Raw genomic sequence first — 25,597 nt, 5'->3', positions numbered from 1 at the left:
GAAACGCAGATTCACTATCAGGAACCCTGTAGGGGCGTAGCATGCTACGCCCCTACAGATGAATATCCGTTTTGATAGGCTGTAGGCATTGATTGGGCTAAGTTGACCTATGACCCTCGCCGTTAACCCACCCATCCAGCAAAAGCCTCTCAGCGTTGACGAGTTTCTCGCCCGCTATGGCGACAATAACCGCTATGAGCTGATCGATGGGGAGGTATTTGATTTGGAGCCCACTGGCCCCCATGAGGAAGTCGCAGCCTTTATCACTACCAAAATCTGTGTTCAAATCGATAGTGTTGGCTTACCCTGGTTTGTGCTTCAGCGAGGGCTGTTACGCCCTTCTGGTACGGGTATGACCGCATTTCGCCCCGACGTCGCCGTAGTCGATCGCGCCGAACTCACTAGGGAACCTCTTTGGGCCGATCAATCGATTTTGACGCTGGGTAGCTCGATCAAGTTTGTCGCCGAGGTGGTGAGCAGCAACTGGCAAAACGACTACGCCCGCAAGGTCGAAGACTACGCGGTCTTAGGCATTCCCGAATACTGGATTGCAGACTGTGCAGGCTTGGGGGGAACTCGACACATTGGCAAACCTAAACAGCCCACCCTTTCCATCTGCACCCTGGTGAATGGAGAGTATGCTATTCAACAACTTCGGGGAAATCAGAGGATAATTTCTCCAACGTTTCCAGACTTGCAGCTAACTGCTGAGCAGGTTTTGAAGCCTGGCCGACAGCTGCGATAGAGGCTTTTAATCACCAGACTATCGTGTTTGTGGTGGATGCTTCGGGCAGCAGAAGCTTTTTCATAAGCAGCGCCTATGATGCTTAAAGAATAGTCATCACGGCACCGCTATGACGCAATCGGGGATTCTAAAGAACTACATCAACGGCCAGTGGGTACCTTCTGGGGCGAGCGAATCCCTGTTGGTTGATAACCCAGCTACCGGAGAGGTATTGGGCCAGGTACCCGTTTCGCCTCAAGATGAGGTCGATCAGGCAGCCCGTGCTGCCGCGACAGCCTTTGAAGACTGGCGTCGTGTGCCGCCGCCCCAGCGAGTGCAGCCCCTGTTTAAGCTCAAAGACCTGCTAGAAACCCACCTGGACGAGCTGACCCAGATCATCACCCAGGAGTGCGGCAAAACCTTAGCCGAGTCAAAGGGCGAGCTGCGGCGGGCGATCGAGAACGTCGAGGTGGCCTGCGGCATTCCCATGATGATGCAGGGCACGGTGCTGGAGGATATCGCCAGCGGCATCGACGAATTTATGATTCGGCAACCGCTAGGGGTGGCGGCGGCGATCGCCCCCTTCAACTTCCCCGCCATGATTCCCTTCTGGTTTATGCCCTACGCCCTGGCCTGCGGCAACACCTACATTGTGAAACCCTCTGAAAAAGTGCCCCTGACCATGCAGCGCATCTTCGGGCTGCTGGATGCGGCGGGCTTTCCCCCCGGCGTGGTGAACCTGGTGCACGGGGCCAAGGAAACAGTGGATGCCATTCTGAAACATCCCACCATTCGAGCCATTAGTTTTGTCGGCTCTTCGCCGGTTGCCAAGTATATCTATGCTCAGGCGGCGGCCCACGGCAAGCGGGTGCAGTGCCAGGGCGGGGCCAAAAACCCAGTGATTGTGCTACCCGACGCCGATCGCGATATGACCACCCGCATTGTGGCCGACAGTGCCTTTGGCTGCGCCGGTCAGCGCTGTCTAGCAGCGTCTTTGGCGGTGACGGTGGGGGAAGCGACCGATTGGTTTACCGATGCGATCGCCCACACCGCCGCCACCCGCACCGTCGGCAACGGCCTCGACCCCGATGTGCAGATGGGGCCAGTGATTACCGCCCAGAGCCAGCAGCGGATCGAGAGCCTGATTCAAACCGGTGCGGATGAGGGAGCCACCGTGCTGGTGGATGGTCGCAACAGCCAAATTCCCAGCTTGGAGGCGGGCCACTTCGTCAAACCGACGGTATTGCAGAACGTACCTCCTAACGGGGAAATCGCCCATACGGAAATTTTTGGCCCCGTGCTGGGGCTGATGGCGGTAGATACGGTGGAGGATGCGATCGCCCTGGTCAACCAGAGCCCCTGGGGCAATATGGCCTGCCTGTTCACCAATAGCGGTGCCGCCGCCCGTAAGTTTCGCTACGAAGCCAGGGCAGGCAACATCGGCATCAATATTGGCGTGGCAGCCCCTATGGCCTTTTTCCCCTTCAGCGGCTGGAAAGACAGCTTCTTCGGCGACCTCCACGGCCAGGGAGCCCACGCGGTGGAATTTTTCACCCAGACCAAGGTGGTGGTCGAGCGCTGGCCCAAGGAGTGGAGTCGGCAGTTTTGAGGATAACCGCTCCCTAAACCGGGGGCTACCCTATCGTCCTTTGCGACATCAACCACTCTCGTGCCCAGGCCGCATCAACTGCACTGAGTCTTGGCTGTAGTCGATCGCTAAATCATAGCTAGCGCGATCGTAAACGCCATTCATTAACTCTTGTAGATCCACCCAAATCGGTGGATCGTCGGCCTGAAGGGGGACTGGAAAAGACGGAATCGGATCGCTCAGATTAAACCCATACAGGGCAGCCAGGGGGCGTTGCTCTACCCGACTGACCAAAATGCGATAGAGACTTGCCGCCGTCGCACCGCGCAGCGGTAGTGGGCCAAAGGCGCGAATCAGATCAACTTCGACCAGATGCGTTTGGCTACCCAGTACTTTCAAGCGTTTTACTTCATACAGCTGCCGCCCTTTGCCCGCCCGCTTGTTGCTGGGAGAAAGCAGTTCCAGAGTTGTGACAACGGCTTCAGTGCCTACTTCACGAATTTCCAAAAACCGCTCTGTGATCTCCTCAGGCATAGGCAGTTCGACCATCACTGGCTCTACCAAGACCTGACCTTGGCGCTGAGGCAAAAGATTAGTGTCTGGTACGGCACGAAACACAGCCGCATCGGGGCGACCAATTTGTAGGTCTGCCGCCGCATCTTGATACACCCGCTTTTCGATCGCGACTCGGTACTTAGGCCGTAGCTGTGGCCCCAAGACATCGGCAATAGCCACCAGCAGCCGATTGTGGAACTCGGGCCAGAGCCCTGGCTGCTCAAGGTACGGATCCATGCCTGGGAATGGAGATGGCATTGGGGCGTGATGGTACTGAGTTAGCTTAAATTTTAGGCGATCGCGCTGGGATGCAGGGAAGTCACCGCATCACCCGCATCACCAGTCACCCTATTACAGGTGGTGGTGTACAAATTACTAGGTATCTATGGAAGTTTTGATTTCGGCGATGCTGCCCGTTGCCCTAGTCGCCCTGGTGGGGTTTGGGGTGGGGCGCAGCTTTGAGCTAGACATGCAAACCCTGACCCGGTTGAACATCTACGCCCTGCTGCCGGCGCTGGTGTTGACTAGCCTGGCCGAGACCACGCTGGCGCTGGGCAGTGCGATCGCGATCGTCACCAGCTTTTTGCTCAATACCGTGGTGCTGTACCTGCTGGCGGTGGGGCTGAGCCGTCGTCTCGACTTTTCGATGGATGAGCAAAAGAGTCTCATTGCCATTGTGATGTTCTCAAACGTAGGCAACTTGGGGCTGCCCTTCATTTTGTTTGCCCTTGGTGAGGCTGGGCTAGAGCGGGCGGTGGTGTATCTGGTGGGCTCTAGCGTGATGATCGCTAGCGTGTTCCCCCTTGTGCTGAAGGGGGCGGGGCTAAGGGCAGGGCTTAATGTAACCCTGCGGCTGCCGGTATTTTGGGCCGCCCTGGCGGGTCTTGGTCTTCAGGCGGCGCAGGGCGCGTTGCCGCTGCCGCTGGCGCGGGGCATGGCGCTGCTGGGAGAGGGCGCAATTCCGGTAGCGCTGCTGACCTTGGGGGTGCAGCTGGCGCGCACCGAGCTGGTGTTTGGCCGCTATGAACTGATCGGCGCAGTGCTGCGGCTGGGGGTGGCTCCGCTGCTGGCCTACGGCATTGGCACAGCGGTGGGCTTGCAGGGGCTAGACCGGCAGGTGCTGGTGTTGCAGGCGGCCATGCCCGTGGCGGTGAACTCGCTGATCTGGGTGACAGAGCTGGGCGGTGACCGAGTTCGCGTAGCTAGAACCATTGTGCTTTCGACCTTTCTCAGTGTGGTTACCCTGCCTGTGGTGCTTTGGCTGAGCAGTCGGTAGGGCGATGTTGAATTTTGAACTTTGAATTTTGAACTTTGAATTCTAGACATGACACCTAACGACGCAGCAAAAACCTTAGACAGCGAGTTACTGTCGCCCAGCCTTGAGCTGCGGCAGGCAGTGGCGGTGGTGTGCGATCGCGCCCCCACCTTTCAGCGCATTGAGACCGAAGCTGGCCCGCTTACCGTTCGCGCCTGGACTCCAGGGTTTCCCTCGCTGGTGCGAATTATTTTGGGGCAGCAGCTCTCGTCTAAAGCGGCCCAGGCTATTTTTCAACGGTTGAAGGCAGAACTGGAGCTGACCCCTGCGGCGATCGCCGCCACCCCGGCCCTTACCCTTAAGCAGGTGGGGTTTAGCCAGGCCAAAATTGCCACCTGTCAGCGGCTGGCGATCGCCCTTTTGTCAGACCAGCTCAGCTTAGAAACCCTTGCCACCTTGCCCGATGCCGAGGCGATCGCCCAGCTCACTCAGCTCAAAGGTATCGGGGTGTGGACGGCAGAGGTCTATCTGCTGTTTTGCCTCCAGCGGTTGAGCAGTTTTCCGGCCTCGGATTTAGCAATTCAAATTAGCTACCAGCGGCTGCACAATCTAGAGACCCGCCCCACCCGCAAAGACCTGCTAGCTTCTACAGCGGCCCTCGACCCCTACCGGGGTGCCGTCGCCCACCTGCTCTGGCACTACTACCGGCATCTAACCCAGAAGTGACTGACAGCTGGGGCAAATGCCGTAGACCGTAAACTGGCAGTTGAGCAGCGAAAACCCCCGAGCGGCGCTCTCGCTGCTGCCTACCTGGGTCATTTTGGCGTCTTCAAACTCCTGCACATCGCCGCAGTGCACGCACACGAGGTGATGGTGCTGATCCATAAACGGGGTGTTGAGTTCGTAGTATTTGCGGCCCTCTGCCAGCTCTAGCTCCTGCAGCAGGCCTAGCTGCACCATCACATGCAGCGCCCGGTAGATGGTAGAAAAGCTAATCTTTTCGCCCTGATCTAACAACTGCTGATGAATCTCTTCGGCGTTAAGGTGGTGGCCCAGGGCCGCCGACTGAAACAAATCCAAAATTTTTTGCCGCTGACTGGTAAATCGAAACCCCTCCTTATTAAGAACGGTTTTGAGTAGTTCTGGCTCCTGATTCAGGCTGGGCAGGGCTGGATCGTTTTCCATCATTAGTCCGTTGTGCTTAAAGAAGCTGGGGCATTGGCGATGCAAATCAGGAGTTGACATCTGGCTAAGGGCATACTTGAAGAACGGTTTTCGAAGGGCTAGGCCAGGAGCTTAAAAGAACCAGCCGCAACTGTTGAAAGTAGCTTTCACCAAGGGTTTTAAGACTATCGAAAACTGTTTTCGATATACTGTTTTAGGGTTATTGAAAATCATTTTCGCTATTCATATTGATAATTAAGTTCTGCATTTCTCTATACTTTTCGAGCAAACAAAGTTATTAGCTAGATTCAAAAAAATGGGGTAGGCTCAAGAAGTAGCCCCCAAATATTGGGGTCGCTTTAACTGCTGATAAAGGGGGATGGTTATGCCTATTACTGAAACTCTGCTGCAAACCTACGGTGAGATTGCAAACAACCCAGTTCTGCTGGAGAAGTCGGTTACAGAACCCGTTGTCGACGGGCTGGCAACGCTCTATGCCAGCTTTACGGCCCTGTCGTTGCAGTACCAAAAGCACCACTTTGTCGTGGAAGGTTCGGAGTACTACATGCTCCACAATTACTTTGAGGAAAGCTACGAGGCGGCCCAGGAGCATGCCCACGAGGTGGGCGAGCGCCTGCACGGGCTGGGGGGCATTCCGCCGCTGAGCTTTGGCAAGCTGGCCGAGCTGTGCTGCTTTGACATGGAAAACGACGACACCTACCGCTGCCGCATCATGATCGACCACGATCTCAAGGCCGAGCAGTCGCTGATCGAGCTGATTCGTCGGCTGGCAGCCCAGGCCGAGAGTTTGGGCGATCGCGCCACCCGCTACCTGTACGAGCAAATTTTGCTCAAGACCGAAGAGCGGGCCTACCATCTGGAGCACTTCCTCACTCCCGATAGTCTCAAGCTGGGCTGGTAGCAACTTCCCACTCCCCTTTCCAAAGGGAACAGGGGGGAGCCTTCCCGTTCAAGGGAGAGCCAGGCACCTCTTACCCCCCTTTTTAAGGGGGGTGGGGGGAATCCCACCTTCGCCTCCGATCGCCAACCGCTCATTCTCACCCCTACGAATCGAGATACACCTTCCAAATAATCCAGCTCGACAGCGTCACAAAGGCTACGATTACCAGCCAGTGGTCCCACCGCTGGGGGTCAAACTCCTGGGCGCTCATCGCTTGGTATCCAGCCGGGCCAGCGCTTCGGCCGGGCTGGCCCGGTGCAGCATCTGGCCACTGGGCAGGCGCAGGTTGGGGCCGTGTTTGCAGGCCTTCATGCAGCCAGTGGCTTTGACCGAAACATGGCTCAGCTCGGGGTTGCCGTCTACAGCTTCCTGCAGCTCGTTGTAAATTTGTCTGCCACCCTGCTTAAAGCATTTGCCCTTGCTGCACACCTCAATGCACAGGCGCTTTTGCTTAGGCTGGGGCGACTCAGGCACAGCAGCCAGATCGCCCCACTGCTGACGCAGGGTCTCGGCTTCACACCCAGGCAGGGGCAGCAGGTTGATGGCCCGCCAGCGATCGTCTTCGGGGTAGGCCCACACCTGCACAAACTCACCGGGGGCCAGCTCGCGCACTAGCATGGGTCGCAGGTACTTGGGCAGCTTGATCGTGAACTCGGTTTCACCGGCCCGCAGCAGCAGCCCCTTAATCCTGCCCTTGTCGGAGCGGTAGGCCCCGGCGTACTGACCTTTGAGCACCTGCCCGGTGGGTGGCGCAGATTGCCCATAGGCTACAGCGGGTTCGTACAGGGGTTTCATCGCAGGGTCCTTTGCTGCCAGCAGCGCTCCAGGTGGTCAGTGAGAGATAGCTTTGAGCGGGTGATCGCCTGCACCACGCTCCAGACTTGCAGGGCCGCAGCGGGAGTCTCGATCGCCACAGCCAGGGGGCGATCGCAGCCGCATTCACACACCAGGTCTAACTCTTGCAGGCGACGGTAGACATTCCACCGATTTACCCGGTCTAGATCAACTACGGTCTTGGCTTGGGCAACGGCTTGAAGGTTTGGCCCGGACTCGGCGTAGTCTGACTTTAAAGCTTGCATATTAACTCGACTGACTCTCCATAGTGGCGACCCCAAGAGGCCTGAACTTATTGAAATTGACTCTGAACTAGGCGATCGCAGGTGCCGATGGGGCAGGCAAGTCAGAGGCTACAATTCCCCACTAGCAAGCGTCACAGCACGTTTTAATAAGATTCTTCGCTCAGCTCTAGGAGGACATGGGCTGTTGTCGCTATTGACTTTCGTTACTACTAACATACCCAAGCCCTGGGATTAATGCAACAAATTTTCAATAAGAACACGCTGTTGCAACCCCGTCTGCAGGTCGTTGGGCACCCCAGGCACAGCGTGGGTCGGCGGGGCCGATACAATTTGCTTAACGAGCCGACCCGTGCGATCGCCCCACCATGCCCTCCCCTCCAAATACCGCCGCCCTTCGCGCCACTCTGGTGCAGTCTTACCAAAAGCTGCCCGAGCCAGAGCAAGAGTTGGTGCAGCTGTACTCCATTATTTATGCCCCGGTGGGCAAGGTAAAGCTGCTCGACTGCCTCAACCTCTATTTAGAGCACGCTCAAAGGCCCACCATTGCCGGGCCGCATCTGCTCAACCCGCAGATTACTCGCCTGAACGGCAAACGCCTGCTGGTTACCCACAGCACCTACGGCCCCCAGTGCAACCCTTTGCTGGCCGAAATTGCCACCCGCGACGCCATTCACCAGGGTCGCTTCGAGCCCATGGTCGAAGCGGTGCAGACCAAGCTGCCGATTCGCACCCACGGCTGGAACCAGAGCCTGCGCTATTTTCAAACCGAGGACGAATTTCTGCGCGAGGTGCGCATTGGCCTCTACCGCCGCGACTGGAACTACATCGAGCAGCAGTTTGAGGCCTACTACAGCAATCCCTACGCCTCGGGCCGCATTTCGATGGCGCAGGTATTTGAGCTGATCTGCAACAATCCCTTCGATCGCGACTGGTTTTTGGGCCTCAAGCAAGATCCCGACCTCTACGAAGCCGCCCTGGGCAACCTCTGCCTCAACGCGCTGATGGCCCTGACCCCAGCGGCAGAGCCCGTGGCCCTGCTCCACGAAGACTGTACCCAGGCTGGCTCTACCGTCTCTGACAACCTACAAGGCATCTGGATTGAGCAGCTGATCGCCCAGGGGCGACTGCAGGAGGCCGATACCGCCCTGCAAGACTTCGCCGACGAAGACCCGATCGAACTGCTGCTGCACCAGAGCTGGATCAGCTGCCTGCGGGGCGACTACGCCGGCACCATTCAGGCGGGCGCTGTTGCCCTCAAGCTGCTGAAAAAAAGCACCGGCAAGCGCAAAATCTACTTTGACACCGTGCCCGGTCTGTTTCTGGTGCTGGCCCTGATCCAGGCCGGATCTCTCACCAGCCTCAAAGAGGCCGAGGGCCACGCCCACATCATTGCCGAGCAGGGCTACCGCCACTGGATGAGCGTGATCTACAGCTGCCTGGAGAAAGTTGCCCAGGTCTTGCAGGGCAACTCAGCGGCGAAGCGCTACCTGACCACCACCCCCGTCAGCAGCCTCGACAACGCCAACAGCTTTGAAACCCTGGTCGATATGCTGTGCCTCTACTGGGTCGATCTGGAGAATGCCAAGGAACGGCTGCCCGATATTGCCAAAGAGTTTTACCAGGCCGCCACCGCCGCCAGGTACGACTGGTTTGCCCTAGAGTCCGTCGAACTGCTGGCCCGACTGACGGACGATGAGGCTTACGCTCAAACAGCCGCCGAACTGCGCCAAAAAACCGGCATTCGCCCCCTGATTGACATTATTAGCCCCAAACAGCCCTGGGAGCTATCGCTGACGGCGCTGATTGGCCTTAACCCCACCCCGTCATCCCAGTCCAGCGCGGCTACCCCCAGCGAGTATCGTCTGGCCTGGTTTTTGACGATTTACTCCACCGAGACCTGGATGCTACAGCCCAAGGAGCAAAAGATCAGCGTCAAGGGCGGCTGGAGCAAAGGCCGCGCGATCGCCCTCAAGCGCCTCAAGTACGAAGCCGATAAACTCGGCTACCTCACTCCCCAAGACCGCGACATCTGCGCCCACCTCGCCAGCGATCCCTACAGCTACGGCTACGACAACTACACCTTTAAGCACCAGGCATTGCTGGCCCTAGTCGGTCACCCGCTGGTGTTTTGGGAAGACTCGCCCACGACTCGGGTAGATGTGGTGAAGGGGGAACCGGCCCTGCTGGTGCGTCAGACCCGGGCGGGCAAGCTGGCGATTTCGCTCACCCCAGAGGTGGCGGGCAAAAATGCGATCGCCCTGGTCAAAGAAACTCCCACCCGGCTCAAGGTGGTCGAGTTTACCGCTCAGCACCACCGCATTGCCGAGGTGCTGGGGCCAAAAAATTCCCTCGAAGTGCCCGAAAGCGCTAAAGATCAGGTGCTCGCCGCCATCAACGCCGTCGCGGGCCTAGTCACCGTGCACTCCGACATTGGCGGCGGCGTAGCCGATGCTGAAGAGGTTGCCGCCCAGCCCCAGCCCCACCTGCACCTGCTGCCCGCGGGCGAAGGCCTCAAGGTCTCGCTGCTGACCCGGCCCTTTGGTGACGACGGCCCCTACTACCGACCCGGTACCGGCGGCGAGATGGTGATCGCCGAAATTGACAGTCGCCGCCTGCAAACCCATCGCAACTTAAAAGAAGAGAAAAAACTAGCCCGCGCCGTAGAAACCGCCTGCCCCACCCTGCAACGCCTAGAGGATGAAGCGGGCGAGTGGCTGATCGACGACCCCGAAGCCTGCCTGGAGCTGCTGATGGAGATTCAGGACATCGGCGACCTAGCCGTGGTGGAATGGCCCGAGGGCGAAACCCTGCGGATCGCCAACCGGGTCGGCCTCAGCAACTTTAAGATTCAAATTCAGCGCCAGCGCGACTGGTTTGCCGCCAGCGGCGAGCTGCAAATCAGCGATGACGAGGTGCTGGGTATGCAGCAGCTGATGGCGCTGATGGAGGCGTCTCCCAGTCGATTTATTAAGCTGGCCGATGGGCAGTTTCTCGCCCTTACCCAGGAGTTTCGCAAGCGCCTCGACGACCTGCGGGCCTACTCCGAAACCAACGGCGACGGCGTGCGTTTCCATCCCCTGGCCTCGCTGGCGATGGAAGAGTGGATCGACGAGGTGGGTCAGCTCAAGACCGACCAGCACTGGAAGGAGCACCTTAAGCGTCTGAAGGAGGCCAAAGATCTCCAGCCCGAGCTGCCCTCAACTCTGCAGGCTGAACTGCGCGACTACCAGATCGAAGGCTTCAACTGGCTGGCGCGGCTGGCCCACTGGGGCGTGGGAGCCTGCCTAGCGGACGATATGGGTTTGGGCAAAACCCTCCAGGCCCTGGCGGTGATTCTCACCCGTTCTCCCGAGGGGCCGACGCTGATTGTCGCACCCACTTCGGTGTGCATGAACTGGATTAGCGAAGCCGAGAAGTTTGCGCCGACGCTGAAGCCAATGCAGTTTGGCACAGGCGATCGCCAGAAAATTCTCGACAACCTTAACCCCTTTGACCTGGTGGTGTGCAGCTACGGCCTCCTGCAGCAGGATGAGGTGGCCGAGATGCTGGCCAAGGTCGAGTGGCAAACCATCGTGCTCGACGAGGCCCAGGCGATTAAAAACTCCGCTACCAAGCGATCGAAAGCGGCGATGAAGCTCCAGGGGGGCTTCAAAATTCTCACCACCGGCACCCCGATCGAAAACCACCTGGGCGAGCTGTGGAACCTGTTTCGGTTCATTAACCCCGGCCTGCTGGGGTCACAGGATCAGTTTAGCCAGCGGTTTGCCAATGCGATCGAGCGCAACCAGGACAAGTCAGCCCGCAACCGCCTCAAAAAGCTGATTCAGCCCTTTATTCTGCGGCGCACCAAGACCCAGGTGCTCGACGAATTGCCCGCCCGCACCGAGATCACTCTCCAGGTCGAACTTAGCGCCCAGGAAATGGCTTTCTACGAAGCGCTGCGGCGGGAGGCCGTGGAAAAACTGGCCGACCCCACCATCGAGTCGGGCACCAAACACCTGCAGGTGCTGGCCGAAATTATGAAGCTGCGCCGCGCCTGCTGCAACACTCGCCTGGTTAAAGGCAAAACCGCCCTGCCCAGCGCCAAGCTCGAAGCCTTTGGCGAAGTGCTGGAAGAACTGCTGGAGAACAACCACAAGGCACTGGTGTTTAGCCAGTTTGTCGATCACCTCAGCATTTTGCGCGAGTTTCTCGACGGGCAAAAAATTAGCTATCAGTACCTCGACGGCAGCACCCCCGCCAAGGAGCGCAAAAAGCGGGTTGATGCCTTCCAGGCGGGCGAGGGCGATGTGTTTTTAATCAGCCTGAAGGCCGGGGGCACCGGGCTGAATCTGACGGCGGCAGATTACGTGATTCACATGGACCCCTGGTGGAACCCAGCGGTAGAAGATCAGGCCAGCGATCGCGCCCACCGCATTGGTCAGCTGCGCCCCATCACCATCTATCGCCTGGTGGCCAAAAACACCATTGAGGAAAAGATTGTGGACCTGCACAAGCAAAAGCGCGACCTAGCCGACAGCCTACTCGAAGGCACCGACATGAGCGGTAAGATCTCCACCGATCAACTACTTCAGCTGATTAGTGAAGGGTAGCGATCGCCAAAGAAACCGAGTTTTTTGGTTGGAAAGCAGGAAAGCTCGACTAACTAGCAGAAACCCGGTTCCTGGTTTTTGCCAGAAGACTAAATGAGCTTGCTATGATCACATCCAGAAAGTCGCCAAGGTCGCCAAATTGCCATGAGCGTTGTTTTACCTGACGAGTTAGTAGAAGCTTCTGGCCTTGCCCCCAATGAGTTGGTGAGGGAAATTGTGCTGATGCTATTTCAACAGAAAAGAATCAGTATCGGCAAAGCCAGTGGTTTACTGGGCATAAACCTGATTGAATTTCAGCATCTTATTAGCGATCGCAACATTCCTCTCCATTACGATATTGAAGACTTAGAAGAGGATGTTGCCACCCTAAGGCGCTTAGGTAGACTGTGACCATTGTTTGCAATACTTCTCCGATCAGCAACCTTGCTGTAATTGGACAACTGAATCTACTCCATGAAGTCTATGGAGCGATCGTGATACCCTATGCTGTGGCCAATGAAGTAGCTAAGATTAGCCCAAGCTGTAGCCAAGCAGCTATGATTCCTATACTGCCTTGGATAGAAATCAAAGAAGTGAAACTTCGCCAGACTGTTGACAGCCTACTGCAACAACAGAAGGTAGACCTAGGCGAAGCTGAGGCCATCATCCTGGCGATTCAATTGAATGCTGATTTGCTGATTATTGATGAGCAGCTAGGCAGAAGTGTTGCCAAACAGAAAGGATTGAAGATTACTGGCCTGCTTGGAGCTTTGCTAGAGGCTAAAAGCAAAGGCGTTATATTGCAGGTTAAACCCATCATTGATGACCTGATAGCCCAAGCAAGATTTAGAGTCTCTGCCGACCTTTACAGTAAGGTTTTAAGTCTTGCCGACGAGTCTTCCATTGACCAATAAGTCAAGCGTGCTCTGAGGAATAGCCTGAAAGGTGCTATGCCTTTTCAGGCTTTCATGTCTTTTTTTGTAGATGTGCCTGGTATAGCAGAAATGAATGACCATCAAAAACCCCTGACGTTTGTGATATTTCGCAAACTTCTTGGGGTGCTGATCTGATCATTTTCTTAAGAGACTGGTCAGCAGCCTTTCCCTGATCTCAGAATAGCTAGGCATAGTCTATGCTTGTCCCTGTTTGAGTTCCTTTTGCTCGATAAATCAATGACCCTATCCCAACCGCCCCAAGCCCAAGGTCTCTACCACCCGCAATACGAGCACGATGCCTGCGGCGTTGGCTTCATCGTTCATATGAAAGGCGCACAGTCGCACAGCATCGTGCAGCAGGGGCTAACGATTTTGGTCAACCTAGCCCACCGCGGCGCGGTAGGGGCCGAGGCTAACACCGGCGACGGGGCGGGTATTTTGCTGCAAATGCCCCACAAATTTATGGCTAAGGTGGCGGCGGCAGAGGGCATTGCCCTCCCGGCACCAGGGCAGTACGGGGTGGGGTTCTTTTTCTCGTCGCCGAATGTTGCAGAACGGGAGAAGGGTCGTCGCCTGTTCGAGCAGATCGCCGCCGAGGAAGGGCAAAAGGTATTGGGCTGGCGCGATGTGCCTACCGACAACGCCTCTCTAGGGGAAACCGCTAAGGCTAGCGAACCCTTCATGCAGCAGGTGTTTATTCAGCGCTCTGGCGATCTGGCCGACGATCTGGCCTTTGAGCGCAAGCTCTACATCATTCGCAAGCGCACCCATTCCGCCATTCAGCCCGCCGACTCCTACTGGTACGCCACCAGCCTCTCCTGCCGCACGGTGGTTTACAAGGGCATGCTCACCCCCGAGCAGGTGGGGCTATATTTTCCCGACCTGGGCGATCGTGACATGGAAAGCGCCCTGGCCCTGGTGCACTCGCGCTTTAGCACCAATACTTTCCCCAGCTGGGAGCGGGCCCACCCCTACCGCTACGTGGCCCACAACGGCGAGATCAATACCCTACGCGGCAACATCAACTGGATGTATGCCCGCCAATCGATGTTTGAGTCGGAGCTGTTTGGCGACAGCCTGGAGCGGGCTCAGCCGCTAATCAATAAAGAAGGTAGCGACTCTGGCATCTTCGACAACACGCTAGAACTCATGACCCTGGCGGGCCGATCGCTACCCCACGCCATGATGATGATGGTGCCCGAACCCTGGACGGCCCACGAGTCGATGAGCGCCGAGAAAAAGGCTTTCTACGAATACCACGCCTGCCTGATGGAGCCCTGGGATGGGCCTGCTGCGATCGCCTTCACCGACGGCACCATGATGGGCGCGGTGCTCGATCGCAACGGCCTGCGCCCCTCCCGCTATACAGTGACCAAGGATGATCTGGTGATCATGGCCTCCGAAGCCGGAGTGCTGCCCGTCGCACCCGAGAATGTGGCCTATAAGGGTCGCCTCGAACCGGGCCGCATGTTCCTGGTGAATATGGACGAGGGCCGGATCGTCTCGGATGAGGAAATCAAGCACCAGATCGCCACGGAAAATCCCTACCGCGAATGGCTCGACCAGCATCTGGTGAAACTGGCGGATCTACCGGAGGCGGCAGACCCCGCCGGGTTAAACGGCAATGGCGCAACCCCCGTAGGGGCGCAGCATGCTGCGCCCCTACCCATCCTCCAAACCGCCTTTGGCTACACCTTCGAGGAACTGCGGCTGCTGCTAAAACCGATGGCCGAAAACGGCGTCGAGGCGATCGGTGCAATGGGTACAGATACGCCGCTGACCGTGCTTTCCAACAAACCTCGGCTGCTGTACGACTACTTTCACCAGCTGTTTGCCCAGGTCACCAACCCGCCCATCGACTCCATCCGCGAGGCGATTATCACCTCAGCCGATACCACCATCGGCAGCGAGCGCAATTTGCTCAAGCCCGAGCCCGAGAGCTGTCGGCTGATCAACCTGAAGACGCCGATCATCACCAATGCCGAGCTGGCCAAGCTGAAGCAGGCGGGCGAGCAGGGGTTCTCCTCCGTGACGCTGCCAATATTGTTCAACGCTGCCGAGGGTGAGGCGGGGCTGAAGGCCGCTCTAGACAGAATTTGTCAATCTGCGGATGCCGCCATTGCCGAGGGTAAGAGCCTGATCATTCTCTCAGACCGGGACATCGACCCAGCCCAAGCCCCCATTCCCGCCCTGCTCGCCGTCGCAGGCCTACACCACCACCTGATTCGCAACGGCACTCGCACCCGCGTTGGCCTGGTGCTGGAGTCGGGCGAACCCCGGGAAGTCCACCACTTCGCCACCCTGATCGGCTACGGCTGCGGCGCGATCAACCCCTACCTAGTGTTCGACACCATCGAGGGCATGATGGCCGACCAGCTCTTGCCCCCAATGGATTTTGACAAAGCTTGTCAGAACTTTATCAAGGCCGTCACCAAGGGCGTGATCAAAATCGCCTCTAAGATCGGCATTTCCACCATCCAGAGCTATCGCGGCGCGCAAATCTTTGAAGCCCTGGGCCTCAACCACACGGTTGTTGACCAATACTTCACCTGGACGGCCTCCCGCATTCAGGGTGTCGGGCTCGACGTGCTGGCCGAAGAAGCCCTCAAGCGACACCGTCATGCCTTCCCCGATCGCCCCGGGTCCAATATCACTCTCGATGCCGGCGGCGACTACCAGTGGCGCAAAGAAGGCGAAGCCCACCTGTTTAGCCCCGAAATCATTCACTCCCTGCAAAAAGCGGTAAGAACGGGCGATTACGATGCCTACAAGCGCTACGCCGCCCTGGTGAATGAGCAAGAGAAGCAGATGTTCCGCCTGCGCGACCTGCTCCAGTTCAAGCAGCGAGAACCGATCTCCATTGACGAGGTAGAACCCGTGGAGGCGATTACCCGGCGATTTAAGACCGGGGCGATGAGCTACGGGTCGATCTCTAAGGAGGCACATGAGGCGCTGGCGATCGCCATGAACCGCCTAGGTGGCAAATCTAACACGGGCGAGGGCGGCGAAGACCCCGAGCGCTACACCTGGACCAACGAAAAGGGCGACTCCAAAAACAGCGCCATCAAACAGGTGGCCTCCGGTCGCTTCGGCGTCACCAGCCTGTACCTGTCCCAGGCTCAGGAACTGCAAATCAAAATGGCCCAGGGCGCAAAACCCGGCGAGGGCGGCCAGCTACCGGGCCGCAAAGTCTACCCCTGGATTGCCAAGGTGCGCCACTCCACCCCCGGCGTCGGCCTGATTTCGCCGCCACCTCACCACGACATCTACTCCATTGAGGACCTAGCCGAGCTGATCCACGACCTCAAAAACGCCAACCGCGACGCCCGGGTCAACGTCAAGCTGGTGTCTGAAGTGGGTGTCGGCACCATCGCCGCCGGGGTGGCCAAGGCCCACGCCGATGTCATTCTGATCGCCGGGTTCGACGGCGGCACCGGAGCCTCACCCCAAACCTCCATCAAGCACGCTGGCCTACCGTGGGAATTGGGATTGGCTGAAACCCACCAAACCCTGGTGCTGAACAACCTACGCAGCCGCGTGGTAGTCGAAACCGATGGCCAGATGAAAACCGGCCGCGACGTGGTGATCGCCGCTCTACTTGGGGCCGAAGAGTTTGGCTTTTCCACTGCGCCCCTGGTCTCCATGGGCTGCATCATGATGCGGGTCTGCCACCTGAACACCTGCCCGGTGGGCGTCGCCACTCAGGATCCAGAACTGCGTAAGCATTTCATGGGCGACCCCGACCACGTGGTCAACTTCATGCGGTTCATCGCCCAGGATATGCGTGAGCTAATGGCCCAGCTGGGCTTCCGCACCCTGGACGAGATGGTGGGTCGCACCGATGTGCTGGAGCCGAAGGCCGCGATCGCCCACTGGAAGGCCAAGGGCCTCGACCTCTCCCCCATCCTCCACCAGCCGGAGGTTGGCCCCGAAGTCGGTCGCTACTGCCAGATGGCCCAGGATCACGGGTTAGAGAAATCGCTCGATATGACCACCCTGCTGGAGCTGTGCGAACCTGCGATCGAGCGGGGCGAAAAGGTCAGCGCTACTCTGCCTATCCAGAACGTCAACCGGGTCGTCGGCACCATTCTCGGCAACGAGATCACCAAGCGCCACTGGGAAGGGTTACCGGAAGATACCGTTCACCTCCACTTTCAGGGCAGCGCCGGGCAGAGCTTCGGAGCTTTTGTGCCCAAGGGCGTCACCCTCGAACTCGAAGGCGAAGCCAACGACTATCTGGGCAAGGGCCTCAGCGGCGGCAAGCTAATTGTCTACCCGCCCAAGCAGTCCACCTTTGTGCCCGCTGAAAACATCATCACCGGCAATGTGGCCTTCTACGGCGCGACCAGCGGCGAAGCCTACATTCGCGGTCTAGCGGGTGAGCGCTTCTGCGTGCGCAACTCTGGGGTGACAGCAGTGGTAGAAGGTGTTGGTGACCATGCCTGCGAATACATGACCGGCGGTAAGGCAATCGTGTTGGGGTTAACGGGGCGCAACTTTGCAGCAGGCATGAGCGGTGGCGTCGCCTACGTGCTGGATGAGGCGGGCGACTTCGCTACCCGCTGCAACACCGAAATGGTGGACCTGGAGCGGCTGGAAGAACCCGAAGAAATTCGCGACCTGCAAGAGCTAATCCAGCGCCACGTCGACTACACCCAGAGCAAGCGGGGGCTGAGTTTACTAGAAGATTGGGAGAACTCCGTCGCCAAGTTTGTGAAGGTGATGCCCCGCGACTACAAGCGCGTACTGCAACACATCCAAAAAGCTCTGGCCGATGGGCTAACAGGCGACGATGCCCTAACAGCAGCGTTTGAAGAAAACGCCCGCGACACCGCCCGCATCGGCGGCAGCTAACCGTAGGGTGCATTCGCGGCTCACTAACCTAGGCCAATCACCTCAGATTGCACCTTTGAGCCGCAATGCACCGCCCACGAAACTTGCATCATGGTGCATTGCTTCACGAATGCACCCTACAAATCCCCTTTAATTAACCACCTTCAGGACGACCACCATGGGAAAACCGACTGGCTTTATGGAATACCTGCGGGAAGTGGCGCAAGAAGTCGCCCCCGCCGATCGCATTCGCAACTGGGACGAGTTTCACCTGTCCATGGCGGAGGATAACCTCCGCACCCAGGGGGCGCGCTGCATGGACTGCGGCACCCCCTTCTGCCACACCGGCATCACCATCAGCGGTATGGCCAGCGGCTGCCCGATCAACAACCTGATTCCTGAATGGAACGACCTGGTTTACCGGGGTCTGTGGGAAGAAGCCCTCGATCGCCTGCACAAGACCAACAACTTCCCTGAGTTCACTGGGCGCGTTTGCCCCGCTCCCTGCGAGGGTTCCTGCGTGCTGGGCATCACCAGCCTCCCGGTGACGATTAAGAACATTGAGTATTCCATCGCCGAAAAGGGCTGGGAGTCGGGCTGGATCGTGCCGAACCCGCCGAAGCAGCGTACCGGCAAAAAAGTCGCGGTAATTGGCTCTGGCCCCGCTGGCCTCGCCGCCGCCGCCCAGCTCAACACGGCGGGCCACTGGGTCACCGTGTACGAGCGGGCCGATCGCCCCGGCGGCCTGCTGATGTACGGCATCCCTAACATGAAGCTCGATAAGCAGCAGGTGGTGCAGCGCAGGTTAGATGTGCTGGAGGCCGAGGGCGTCACCTTTGTCTGCAACACTGAGGTCGGCAAAGACATCTCTGCTGAAAACCTGCTCAAAGAGTTCGATTCTGTCGTGCTCTGCACCGGCTCCACCCGCCCCCGCGACCTGCCGATTGAAGGGCGCGATCTGAAGGGCATTCACTTTGCCATGGAGTTTCTCACCGCCAACACCCAAGCGGTGCTAGATGAAAACCCCAACGACAACTACATCTCGGCGGCGGGCAAAGACGTGGTGATTATCGGCGGCGGCGACACGGGCACCGACTGCGTGGGCACCTCCATTCGCCACGGCTGCACCAGCGTTACTCAGGTGGAGATCATGCCTCAGCCACCGGAGACTCGCTCTGCCGCTAACCCCTGGCCCGAGTGGCCCAAGGTCTACAAAATGGACTACGGCCAGGAGGAAGCCGCCGCTATGTTTGGCGACGACCCCCGCGCCTATCTAACCACCGCCACTAAATTCGAGGGCGACGAGCAGGGTAACGTGAAGGCTGTCCACACGGTGCAAATTCAGTGGGACCAGGACGAAAACGGGCGGTTTGTGCCCCACAATGTGCCCGGTACCGAGAAGGTAATTCCGGCCGACCTGGTGCTGCTAGCGATGGGTTTTTTAGGCCCCGAACAGCCGCTGCTGGATGCCCTGGGGCTGGAGAAGGACGGTCGCAGCAACGTGAAGGCGGAGCACGAGCAGTACACCACGTCGATTCCGGGGGTGTTTGCCGCTGGGGATTGTCGCCGGGGCCAGAGCCTGGTGGTGTGGGCAATCAATGAGGGGCGCGGGGCGGCGCGGGAGTGCGATCGCTACCTGATGGGCACCACCGAACTACCCTAACTTGAGCCACCCATGCAGTTTGAGTGGGATGACCGGAAAAATGAAACCAACGTCGGCAAGCATGGTTTCGACTTCGCAGATGCGTATCGAATCTTTGACTTGCCGTTGTTGGTCGAGCTAGATGAGCGCGATGATTATGGTGAAGACCGATGGATGGGCATCGGCTTACTGGATGGTCGCGTTATCGTGATCATATTCACAGAGCCAGCGGCAAATACCATTCGCGTCATTTCTCTAAGAAAGGCACTCTCGCATGAACGAAAGCGCTATGAACAATACATCCAAGACCGACTGGGCCAGAATTGACGCCATGACGGATGATGACATTGACACGTCAGACATTCCGCCGCTTGATGAAGCTTTCTTTGCAAAAGCAAAGCTTAGGATGCCTCGATCAACGGTTTCTGAAGTCACTGTGCCGATTGATGCCGAAACCTTAAGCTGGTTCCAAGCTCAAGGAGAAGGCGCAGAGCAACATATGGCAGCGGCTCTCAGAATCTATGCCGAATCTCAAAAGCAAGCTGCTCTGCTGCATAGACCAACCTAAGCACAGCCGAAACCGATTGATCTATGCACAGACTAAAAATCCCGCAAGCATCTGACCAAGCCAACTAGGACTATAACGACGAAGCGAATGTCTTGTACCTTGTGGTGGGCGAACCTCACCCTGCGGTTGGAGTTGATATCGGCGATGGCGTGGTGCTGCGCTATGACGAAGCAACTCAGGAAGTTTTTGGGCTAACAGTGGTTGGTTTACGGGCAAGGCTTGCGAAAGCTGCTTAGCACTCCATACTTTGCAGCAAGGAGGTTCTAGAATTGAGTAACCACGGGGGCTGAAGTTGCCGAAGAAAATCCGAGAGCTGAAATCTATGCTTAAAAAAGCTGGCTTCTACGACAAATCAGGGAAGGGAAGTCATACCAAGTGGTTGCACCCCCAATATATGGGTCGAGTCACTTTATTTGGTAAGGATGGGAGTGATGCTAAACCCTATCAGGAAAGGGAAGTAGCTGAAGCGATTAGAATAGTAATGCAGCAAGGGGATGAGAAACCATGAGCACCCTTCGTTATGAAATGGTAATTGTCTGGTCAGATGAAGATGATTGCTTTCTGGTTCATCTGCCCGACTTCCCCGAACAGACCTATCGTACCCATGGCAACACCTATGAAGAAGCCGCTCGCAATGGCCAGGAGGTTTTACAGCTTTTGCTAGAGGAAGATGGCTTACCTCTACCCAAACCTAAAGCTGCCGTTGTCTAATAGCTGATGGTGGATGTTGCTCACCTACCACTACTGAATCATGACAAAATCTCGTGTAACAAAAGAATTAAAAGAATTCTTTTTAAGAAGAATAAAAACTTATTCATTCAAAGAAGCCTCTACAGAAGATCTGCTTTCTGAGGTCGAAAAAGTCAACGTAGAAGAACTAGATAAAACGGACTGGGAGTCTTGGTCGAATACCGTAAAACACTCTCTTATAAGCTTGAGGGATAGCGAGCATTCTATAGGTAAGTAGGTAGACCTAATTCATCGGCATGTTGGCCACGGTACAGCAAGGCTTACAGCGATCCAGGACTACGTTTAATTAGGCGCACCTACTTAGCTTTGCTAAAAACATATCTAAGACAACAAGGGAAGAGCAGAAAAGAATATCAGATTGGATTAATCAGAATAGGCCAAATCAAAGCAAGAAGCAGCAAATTTGGTATTTGGCGGAAAATTACACTGCCTTCCCAGGGGAGATAGAATCAAAAGATTACCATGAAGGAGCCGTTCACAAAGTATTTGTGAATGCTTATGAAAGAGATCCTAAAGCTAGGGAGAGATGTATTGATTGTCATGGGTTGAGCTGCAAGATTTGCAACTTCAACTTTGGAGAAGAATTTGGAGATTTGGATAGAGGCTTCATCAATGTTCACCATTTGAAACCTTTGTCAGAGGTGAGTAAAGAATATCAGGTTGATCCAATTAGAGATCTATTGCCTGTTTGTCCTAATTGTCATGCTATGTTTCATCGCAAGGAGCCTGCGCTTAGCATTGAGGAAGTTAAAGCTGCAAGGATGGGCATTGATTCACTAACATAAGATTAATGAGTCGCCGCAACTAAAACTTCTGTTACATAACGCCTTAAAAGCACATCATCCATTAGCAGACTAGTGTACTCGGATTGTCTCAATTTCCACTCCTGCCCCTGACTTATTAATTTAATAGTGGAATGGATTTTGTCCACCCATAAAACTCTTTCACTTTAAGCATATGCCAATAAAACTCTATCCTGTTCGACTAAGTGAAATAAAACAATTTCTGGAAAGAGTCTTCAAGGTGAGAGATAGCTATTCTAAAATACTTGACAGAAGCTGGACAGAAATTGAATGAGAACAAGGAGGCGAGATGGAGCATGCTAGAGCCTTAGATGTCTTGCTTTCATACCAAAGGATTGCCTCCTATGCTGTATTTAACGAGTTAAATGTACTAATAGAGTTTGAGCTGAAATTCACAGCGAACAGAATTCTCGATCAGAAAGGAGCCTCCAAAAAAGGTTATTCTCGCAGCAAAGAATTAACGAGAGCAAGAGCGGTTAAAACAATAGAGGATGAATATGGCATAAGCCTTTATTCTTTGCCATGCGCGATTGATGCTGAAGACATAAGGGATATTGTAAACGCTTATAAGCATGACGATTGCTATGGAAAGACTTATGAGCTTAAGTTACCCTGGGGTGACATTCAAAAACGTCATGAACTCGACATTGAAGAAATCAAAGCTTATATAAAAGCTGTTGGTAAATTTTTGTTTTCACTGCCAGGCGAAAGAGCAGATCTTGGTGAAAACTACGTTCGAATCAAAAAAACTCATTACGTAGAACAGGTTATTGAAAACCGAAGATGGTATTTCTGAAATAAGTTGTATTGTGGATTCTACCCAAAACTCTACCAATCTCCTCGTAGAAACAGCTTCTTGTGACAATTCCACATTGTTGGAATCAGTGAAAATCGGTTGGTGATTGAACGTTAGCCGGGTCAGAAAGACTACTCCTTCAAGGGTAAGGATGTGTCGATAGGTAAGCATTCCTGGTAAAAGATGGATTTGATCTCTTTTTAGGTTTTTCTGGTTAATGGTGGCAGAGCCCGCCCACACTACAGAACTGGTACGAGTGAGTCAGTAGCTTTCCAAACAACAGCTCTATCCCTGCGCACGGCTCATCAACACTACAGACGATCGCGCCCCTACGGGGTAGCGATCGCTCTCAAACAGCGGAGCCTCTTCGGGGTAGCAAAAATCTCGGGGCGGTGCCACCGATGTATCGACAATGCGGTGCCAGCGATCGCGTGGCCCCAGCCCCGGTAGCTCAAACATCAGCGGTTCCCAGTAGGCGTTGAGCATGACGTGAATTTGCTCCTTGGCGTCGGGGTAGCGCAGGGTAAAGGCCAGGGTGCGCGAGTGCTCAGACCAGTCGGGCTGGCCCAAGGTGGTGCCGTGCCAGACGATGTGCGGCTCGTAGTGCCAGCTTGTCGTCACCCGCAGCAGGTGCTCCAGCTGAAACACCTTCAAGTTTTGAATAAAGTGAATTAGCCCCTGGGTAAAGCGCAGTAGGGATTGCTCTTTCTCCACCGCGTCCCAGTTGAACCAGCTCAGGTCGTTGTCTTGGCAGTAGGCGTTGTTGTTGCCGCGCTGGGTGCGGCGCACCTCGTCGCCCATCAGCAGCATGGGGGTGCCCTGGGCCATAAACAGCAGCGTGAGAAAGTTTTTGATCTGCCGCTGGCGCAGCTGCTCGACCTCGGGCGGGGCAGAAAGACCCTCTACGCCAGAGTTCCAGCTGTAGTTGGCATCGGTGCCGTCGCGGTTATGCTCGCCGTTGGCCTCGTTGTACTTCTGGTTGTACGAGACCAGGTCGTTGAGGGTAAACCCGTCGTGGCAGGTGACGAAGTGAATGCTGCGGTTGGGTTCGCGGTTGGGCTTTTGGTAGATGTCGGGGCTGCCCAGCAGGCGGGCAGCCATATCGGGCACCACGCCCTCGTCGCCTTTGATGAACTGGCGCACGTGGTCGCGGTAGGGGCCATTCCACTCGGCAAAGCGATCGCCGATAAAGCTGCCCACCTGGTACAGCCCCGCCGCATCCCAGGCCTCAGCGATAATCTTAGTACCCGCCAAAATCGGCTCCGACTCAATGTTCCACAAAATCGGCGGGTCTTCCAAAGGGTTGCCCGCCATATCCCGTGACATCACCGAAGCCAGATCAAAGCGAAAGCCATCCACGTGCATCTCTGAGACCCAGTAGCGCAGGCTGTCGAGAATCATGCGCCCCACGACGGCGTGGTTGGGCGACAGAGTATTGCCGCAGCCGCTGTAGTTGGAGTAGTAGATGGGGTTGTCTTCGAGCATGTAGTAGGTTTCGTTGTCGATGCCCTTAAAGCTCAGGGTGGGGCCTTCGTGGTTGCCCTCCGCCGAGTGGTTAAACACCACATCGAGAATCACCTCAATGCCCGCTTTGTGCAAGGCCTTGACCAGGTCGCGAAACTCGTTGACGGGGCCAAGGGGGTCTTTGTGCGAGCTGTAGCCCCGGTGGGGGGCAAAAAAGGCCAGCGTGCTGTAGCCCCAATAGTTCTCCAGGCCGGGCATAGCGTCTTGAGTGTCGAACTGGTGAATGGGCAGCAGCTCCACGGCGGTGACGCCCAGCGCTTGCAGGTAGGGGATTTTTTCGATCAGCCCCGCGTAGGTGCCCCGCTGCTCGTCGGGCAGCCCCGAGGAGACGTGGCGGGTAAAGCCACCCACGTGCATTTCGTAGATGACGCTGCTGGAGTAGGGAATGTGCAGGGGGCGATCGCCTTGCCAGTCGTAGTTGCGGGTGTCCACCACCACCCCCTTAAGGGCGGTGGCGCAGTTGTCGCCGGGACCAATGGCGCGGCTGCGATCGTAGGTGTCGTCACCGACAATGGCGCGGGCGTAGGGGTCGAGCAGCACCTTGGTGGCGTCGAAGCGATGGCCATGGGCTGGGTCAAAGGGGCCGTGGACGCGGTAGGCGTAGACCTGCCCGCTCTTGAGGCCGGGCACAAACAGGTGCCAGTAGTAAAAGGTGCGGTTCCACTTGGGGTCGAGGGTCAGCACCCGGCTGGGCTGGGCCAGGTCATCGGCCTCAAACAGCAGCAGGTCTATGCCGGTGGCATGTTTAGAATACAGGCAAAAATTGACGCCTACCGCGTAGACAGTGGCCCCTAGAGGGTAGCTTTGGCCAGGTAAGACTTTAGGGTTCATGGAGTTGTATAACCAAGTCCCGCTTGAGATCTGAAGTTTTCCTACCGGCAAAACTCCTCTTCCGGACTTGGATTTGGTTTAACCTACACCGAGAGTGGGTCAAATTGTCCTGGCTCAAGACTTAATTAACCTCCGGGTAAACTTTAGATACAACCAGGCCGCGATCGCATCGCATTCCACCCCGACTCACAAAACTCCGATTCATCACCGACACCCCGTAGGGGCATTGCATGCAATGCCCCTACAAAGCGGAGTTATACAACCAGGATTCGGCATCATACTAAATCCACAGGAGTCCATTGGGGCGGGCTGCCCAGGCTGGCCTCGGTGCCAAACTGGGGCTGCCAAATGCCCTGCTGACAATGCCAAGCTGTCGCCGAAAAAGCGGCGAAGGTCTCACTATCCTGAAGTGGATCAGCGCTGAGCAATCCCTGGCCGAACAGGCTGCGCGAACCCCAGTGATGAACCACCACCGCCCAGGCCCCGGCCACCAAAGCCTGCCCCTGAAGCTGCCCCTGGTCCAGGTGCCACACCTGCACCGGGCCAGGGTGAATGCGCTGCCAGTGTTCGACAAAGGGGTGAGCCCTGCCCTCGTCATCCTCACAGGTGCCCTGTTCTAAAAAGTTTTCGGCATCAAGCCACTGATAGCAACTGGTATCGGGGCGCTGGCGGGGGGTCAGGGCAAAGCGATGGTACCAGGTGCAGGTGGGAGGGTCTTCAGCCCAGGTAAAGGTACCGGCAAAACCCAGCAGGTCGGCATCAAAGCGCGATCGCCAGTCCATCGCCCGATACCGCTCCGGCGTCAGCCGACCGGCAAAGGGAGCGCTGCGCACGTCAGCAAAGTAGGTTTCAGACTGGACCCACAGAACCGATTGGGTGGTCTCGATCGGGCCTTGGTCAAACTGGATAGAGCGACGCTGCCAGACGCCGAGAAAGGGGTTGGGGGGCATGGAGGAGGGAGGGGGTGGATGGGTAGGCGGGTGGATGGGTAGGGATAGGTAGCGATTATCTTGATTGT

The 25,597-nt window shown here is 56.6% G+C and carries 22 protein-coding genes and 1 pseudogene; 17 read left to right on the top strand and 6 right to left on the bottom strand.

The window, feature by feature from the left end:
• Nucleotides 1–109 precede the first annotated feature (109 nt).
• Nucleotides 110–745, top strand: coding sequence for a Uma2 family endonuclease (locus tag IQ265_RS27500; RefSeq protein ID WP_194059581.1), 636 nt, complete (start codon nt 110–112; stop codon nt 743–745).
• A gap of 109 nt (nt 746–854) precedes the next feature.
• Nucleotides 855–2,333, top strand: a complete 1,479-nt coding sequence (locus tag IQ265_RS27495; RefSeq protein ID WP_194059579.1) for a CoA-acylating methylmalonate-semialdehyde dehydrogenase — start codon at nt 855–857, stop codon at nt 2,331–2,333.
• 48 nt (nt 2,334–2,381) lie between these two features.
• Here the strand turns inward: IQ265_RS27495 and IQ265_RS27490 are convergent, their stop codons facing one another.
• Complete coding sequence (locus IQ265_RS27490; protein ID WP_255524050.1) at nt 2,382–3,104, bottom strand: DUF4058 family protein; 723 nt, start codon at nt 3,102–3,104, stop codon at nt 2,382–2,384.
• Nucleotides 3,105–3,252: 148 nt separating this feature from the next.
• Here IQ265_RS27490 and IQ265_RS27485 point away from each other — a divergent pair, with 148 nt between their 5' ends.
• The gene (locus tag IQ265_RS27485) at nt 3,253–4,143 is read left to right on the top strand and encodes an AEC family transporter (RefSeq protein ID WP_194059575.1); all 891 of its coding nucleotides are present in this window, start codon (nt 3,253–3,255) and stop codon (nt 4,141–4,143) included.
• Nucleotides 4,144–4,191: 48 nt separating this feature from the next.
• Nucleotides 4,192–4,848: a DNA-3-methyladenine glycosylase 2 family protein gene (locus IQ265_RS27480; protein ID WP_194059573.1), complete on the top strand. Its 657-nt coding sequence runs from the start codon at nt 4,192–4,194 to the stop codon at nt 4,846–4,848.
• Here the strand turns inward: IQ265_RS27480 and IQ265_RS27475 are convergent.
• Complete coding sequence (locus IQ265_RS27475) at nt 4,834–5,367, bottom strand: Fur family transcriptional regulator (protein WP_228038580.1); 534 nt, start codon at nt 5,365–5,367, stop codon at nt 4,834–4,836. The two genes, IQ265_RS27480 and IQ265_RS27475, sit on opposite strands and share 15 nt — an antisense overlap.
• Before the next feature lie 304 nt (nt 5,368–5,671).
• On the opposite strand from IQ265_RS27475, the gene IQ265_RS27470 reads away from it, so the two are divergent.
• Entirely contained in the window at nt 5,672–6,208 is a 537-nt protein-coding gene (locus IQ265_RS27470; RefSeq protein ID WP_194059571.1) for a DNA starvation/stationary phase protection protein, read from the top strand.
• Nucleotides 6,209–6,454: 246 nt separating this feature from the next.
• Here IQ265_RS27470 and IQ265_RS27465 read toward each other — a convergent pair whose 3' ends face one another.
• Nucleotides 6,455–7,042: a (2Fe-2S) ferredoxin domain-containing protein gene (locus IQ265_RS27465; RefSeq protein WP_194059569.1), complete on the bottom strand. Its 588-nt coding sequence runs from the start codon at nt 7,040–7,042 to the stop codon at nt 6,455–6,457.
• Nucleotides 7,039–7,326 carry an Asr1405/Asl0597 family protein gene (locus IQ265_RS27460; RefSeq protein WP_194059567.1) on the bottom strand — a complete coding sequence of 96 codons (288 nt, stop codon included), beginning with the start codon at nt 7,324–7,326 and terminating at the stop codon, nt 7,039–7,041. Before IQ265_RS27460 ends, IQ265_RS27465 begins: the two co-directional genes overlap by 4 nt.
• A gap of 365 nt (nt 7,327–7,691) precedes the next feature.
• On the opposite strand from IQ265_RS27460, the gene IQ265_RS27455 reads away from it, so the two are divergent.
• The 12 genes from IQ265_RS27455 to IQ265_RS27400 all read left to right on the top strand — a co-directional run bounded on the left by IQ265_RS27455 (nt 7,692) and on the right by IQ265_RS27400 (nt 22,224).
• Nucleotides 7,692–11,918: a DEAD/DEAH box helicase gene (locus IQ265_RS27455; RefSeq protein ID WP_194059565.1), complete on the top strand. Its 4,227-nt coding sequence runs from the start codon at nt 7,692–7,694 to the stop codon at nt 11,916–11,918.
• Between the two features lie 144 nt (nt 11,919–12,062).
• The gene (locus IQ265_RS27450) at nt 12,063–12,308 is read left to right on the top strand and encodes a UPF0175 family protein (RefSeq protein ID WP_194059563.1); all 246 of its coding nucleotides are present in this window, start codon (nt 12,063–12,065) and stop codon (nt 12,306–12,308) included.
• On the top strand, nt 12,305–12,811 hold the full coding sequence (locus IQ265_RS27445) for a DUF3368 domain-containing protein (RefSeq protein ID WP_194059560.1): 507 nt from the start codon (nt 12,305–12,307) through the stop codon (nt 12,809–12,811). The genes IQ265_RS27450 and IQ265_RS27445 overlap by 4 nt, the downstream gene beginning before the upstream one ends.
• Before the next feature lie 258 nt (nt 12,812–13,069).
• On the top strand, nt 13,070–17,686 hold the full coding sequence (gene gltB, locus IQ265_RS27440) for a glutamate synthase large subunit (protein WP_194059558.1): 4,617 nt from the start codon (nt 13,070–13,072) through the stop codon (nt 17,684–17,686).
• Nucleotides 17,687–17,843: 157 nt separating this feature from the next.
• Nucleotides 17,844–19,328, top strand: a complete 1,485-nt coding sequence (locus tag IQ265_RS27435; protein ID WP_194059555.1) for a glutamate synthase subunit beta — start codon at nt 17,844–17,846, stop codon at nt 19,326–19,328.
• Between the two features lie 12 nt (nt 19,329–19,340).
• Nucleotides 19,341–19,634, top strand: a complete 294-nt coding sequence (locus IQ265_RS27430) for a BrnT family toxin (RefSeq protein WP_194059552.1) — start codon at nt 19,341–19,343, stop codon at nt 19,632–19,634.
• Entirely contained in the window at nt 19,582–19,875 is a 294-nt protein-coding gene (locus tag IQ265_RS27425) for a hypothetical protein (protein WP_194059551.1), read from the top strand. The genes IQ265_RS27430 and IQ265_RS27425 overlap by 53 nt, the downstream gene beginning before the upstream one ends.
• 292 nt (nt 19,876–20,167) lie before the next feature.
• On the top strand, nt 20,168–20,383 hold the full coding sequence (locus IQ265_RS27420; RefSeq protein WP_194059549.1) for a type II toxin-antitoxin system HicA family toxin: 216 nt from the start codon (nt 20,168–20,170) through the stop codon (nt 20,381–20,383).
• Nucleotides 20,380–20,586 carry a type II toxin-antitoxin system HicB family antitoxin gene (locus tag IQ265_RS27415; protein ID WP_194059547.1) on the top strand — a complete coding sequence of 69 codons (207 nt, stop codon included), beginning with the start codon at nt 20,380–20,382 and terminating at the stop codon, nt 20,584–20,586. The genes IQ265_RS27420 and IQ265_RS27415 overlap by 4 nt, the downstream gene beginning before the upstream one ends.
• Before the next feature lie 40 nt (nt 20,587–20,626).
• Nucleotides 20,627–20,842, top strand: coding sequence for a hypothetical protein (locus IQ265_RS27410; RefSeq protein ID WP_194059545.1), 216 nt, complete (start codon nt 20,627–20,629; stop codon nt 20,840–20,842).
• Between the two features lie 193 nt (nt 20,843–21,035).
• Nucleotides 21,036–21,410: an HNH endonuclease gene (locus IQ265_RS27405; RefSeq protein WP_228038577.1), complete on the top strand. Its 375-nt coding sequence runs from the start codon at nt 21,036–21,038 to the stop codon at nt 21,408–21,410.
• Between the two features lie 307 nt (nt 21,411–21,717).
• Nucleotides 21,718–22,224, top strand: coding sequence for a hypothetical protein (locus IQ265_RS27400; RefSeq protein WP_194059543.1), 507 nt, complete (start codon nt 21,718–21,720; stop codon nt 22,222–22,224).
• A 285-nt stretch (nt 22,225–22,509) separates the two neighbouring features.
• Here IQ265_RS27400 and glgX read toward each other — a convergent pair whose 3' ends face one another.
• Nucleotides 22,510–24,579: a glycogen debranching protein GlgX gene (gene glgX, locus IQ265_RS27395; RefSeq protein WP_194059541.1), complete on the bottom strand. Its 2,070-nt coding sequence runs from the start codon at nt 24,577–24,579 to the stop codon at nt 22,510–22,512.
• 275 nt (nt 24,580–24,854) lie between these two features.
• Nucleotides 24,855–25,597: pseudogene (locus tag IQ265_RS27390) on the bottom strand (hypothetical protein); the annotation flags it as partial.

It is taken from the genome of Nodosilinea sp. LEGE 06152, from assembly GCF_015207525.1.
Taxonomy (GTDB): Bacteria; Cyanobacteriota; Cyanobacteriia; order Phormidesmidales; family Phormidesmidaceae; genus Nodosilinea.
The sequence above is the reverse complement of the archived record's forward strand: the minus strand, read 5'-3'. Positions and strand labels throughout refer to the sequence as shown.

Coding starts and splice junctions, on each gene's coding strand:
- IQ265_RS27475 (WP_228038580.1), bottom strand. CDS start 5,367: ATGTCAACTCCTGATTTGCATCGCCAATGCCCCAGCTTCTTTAAGCAC.
- IQ265_RS27485 (WP_194059575.1), top strand. CDS start 3,253: ATGGAAGTTTTGATTTCGGCGATGCTGCCCGTTGCCCTAGTCGCCCTG.
- IQ265_RS27460 (WP_194059567.1), bottom strand. CDS start 7,326: ATGCAAGCTTTAAAGTCAGACTACGCCGAGTCCGGGCCAAACCTTCAA.
- IQ265_RS27435 (WP_194059555.1), top strand. CDS start 17,844: ATGGGAAAACCGACTGGCTTTATGGAATACCTGCGGGAAGTGGCGCAA.
- IQ265_RS27500 (WP_194059581.1), top strand. CDS start 110: ATGACCCTCGCCGTTAACCCACCCATCCAGCAAAAGCCTCTCAGCGTT.
- IQ265_RS27495 (WP_194059579.1), top strand. CDS start 855: ATGACGCAATCGGGGATTCTAAAGAACTACATCAACGGCCAGTGGGTA.
- IQ265_RS27465 (WP_194059569.1), bottom strand. CDS start 7,042: ATGAAACCCCTGTACGAACCCGCTGTAGCCTATGGGCAATCTGCGCCA.
- IQ265_RS27455 (WP_194059565.1), top strand. CDS start 7,692: ATGCCCTCCCCTCCAAATACCGCCGCCCTTCGCGCCACTCTGGTGCAG.
- IQ265_RS27430 (WP_194059552.1), top strand. CDS start 19,341: ATGCAGTTTGAGTGGGATGACCGGAAAAATGAAACCAACGTCGGCAAG.
- IQ265_RS27470 (WP_194059571.1), top strand. CDS start 5,672: ATGCCTATTACTGAAACTCTGCTGCAAACCTACGGTGAGATTGCAAAC.
- IQ265_RS27450 (WP_194059563.1), top strand. CDS start 12,063: ATGAGCGTTGTTTTACCTGACGAGTTAGTAGAAGCTTCTGGCCTTGCC.
- IQ265_RS27490 (WP_255524050.1), bottom strand. CDS start 3,104: ATGGATCCGTACCTTGAGCAGCCAGGGCTCTGGCCCGAGTTCCACAAT.
- gltB (WP_194059558.1), top strand. CDS start 13,070: ATGACCCTATCCCAACCGCCCCAAGCCCAAGGTCTCTACCACCCGCAA.
- glgX (WP_194059541.1), bottom strand. CDS start 24,579: ATGAACCCTAAAGTCTTACCTGGCCAAAGCTACCCTCTAGGGGCCACT.
- IQ265_RS27480 (WP_194059573.1), top strand. CDS start 4,192: ATGACACCTAACGACGCAGCAAAAACCTTAGACAGCGAGTTACTGTCG.
- IQ265_RS27400 (WP_194059543.1), top strand. CDS start 21,718: ATGGAGCATGCTAGAGCCTTAGATGTCTTGCTTTCATACCAAAGGATT.
- IQ265_RS27425 (WP_194059551.1), top strand. CDS start 19,582: ATGAACGAAAGCGCTATGAACAATACATCCAAGACCGACTGGGCCAGA.
- IQ265_RS27415 (WP_194059547.1), top strand. CDS start 20,380: ATGAGCACCCTTCGTTATGAAATGGTAATTGTCTGGTCAGATGAAGAT.
- IQ265_RS27410 (WP_194059545.1), top strand. CDS start 20,627: ATGACAAAATCTCGTGTAACAAAAGAATTAAAAGAATTCTTTTTAAGA.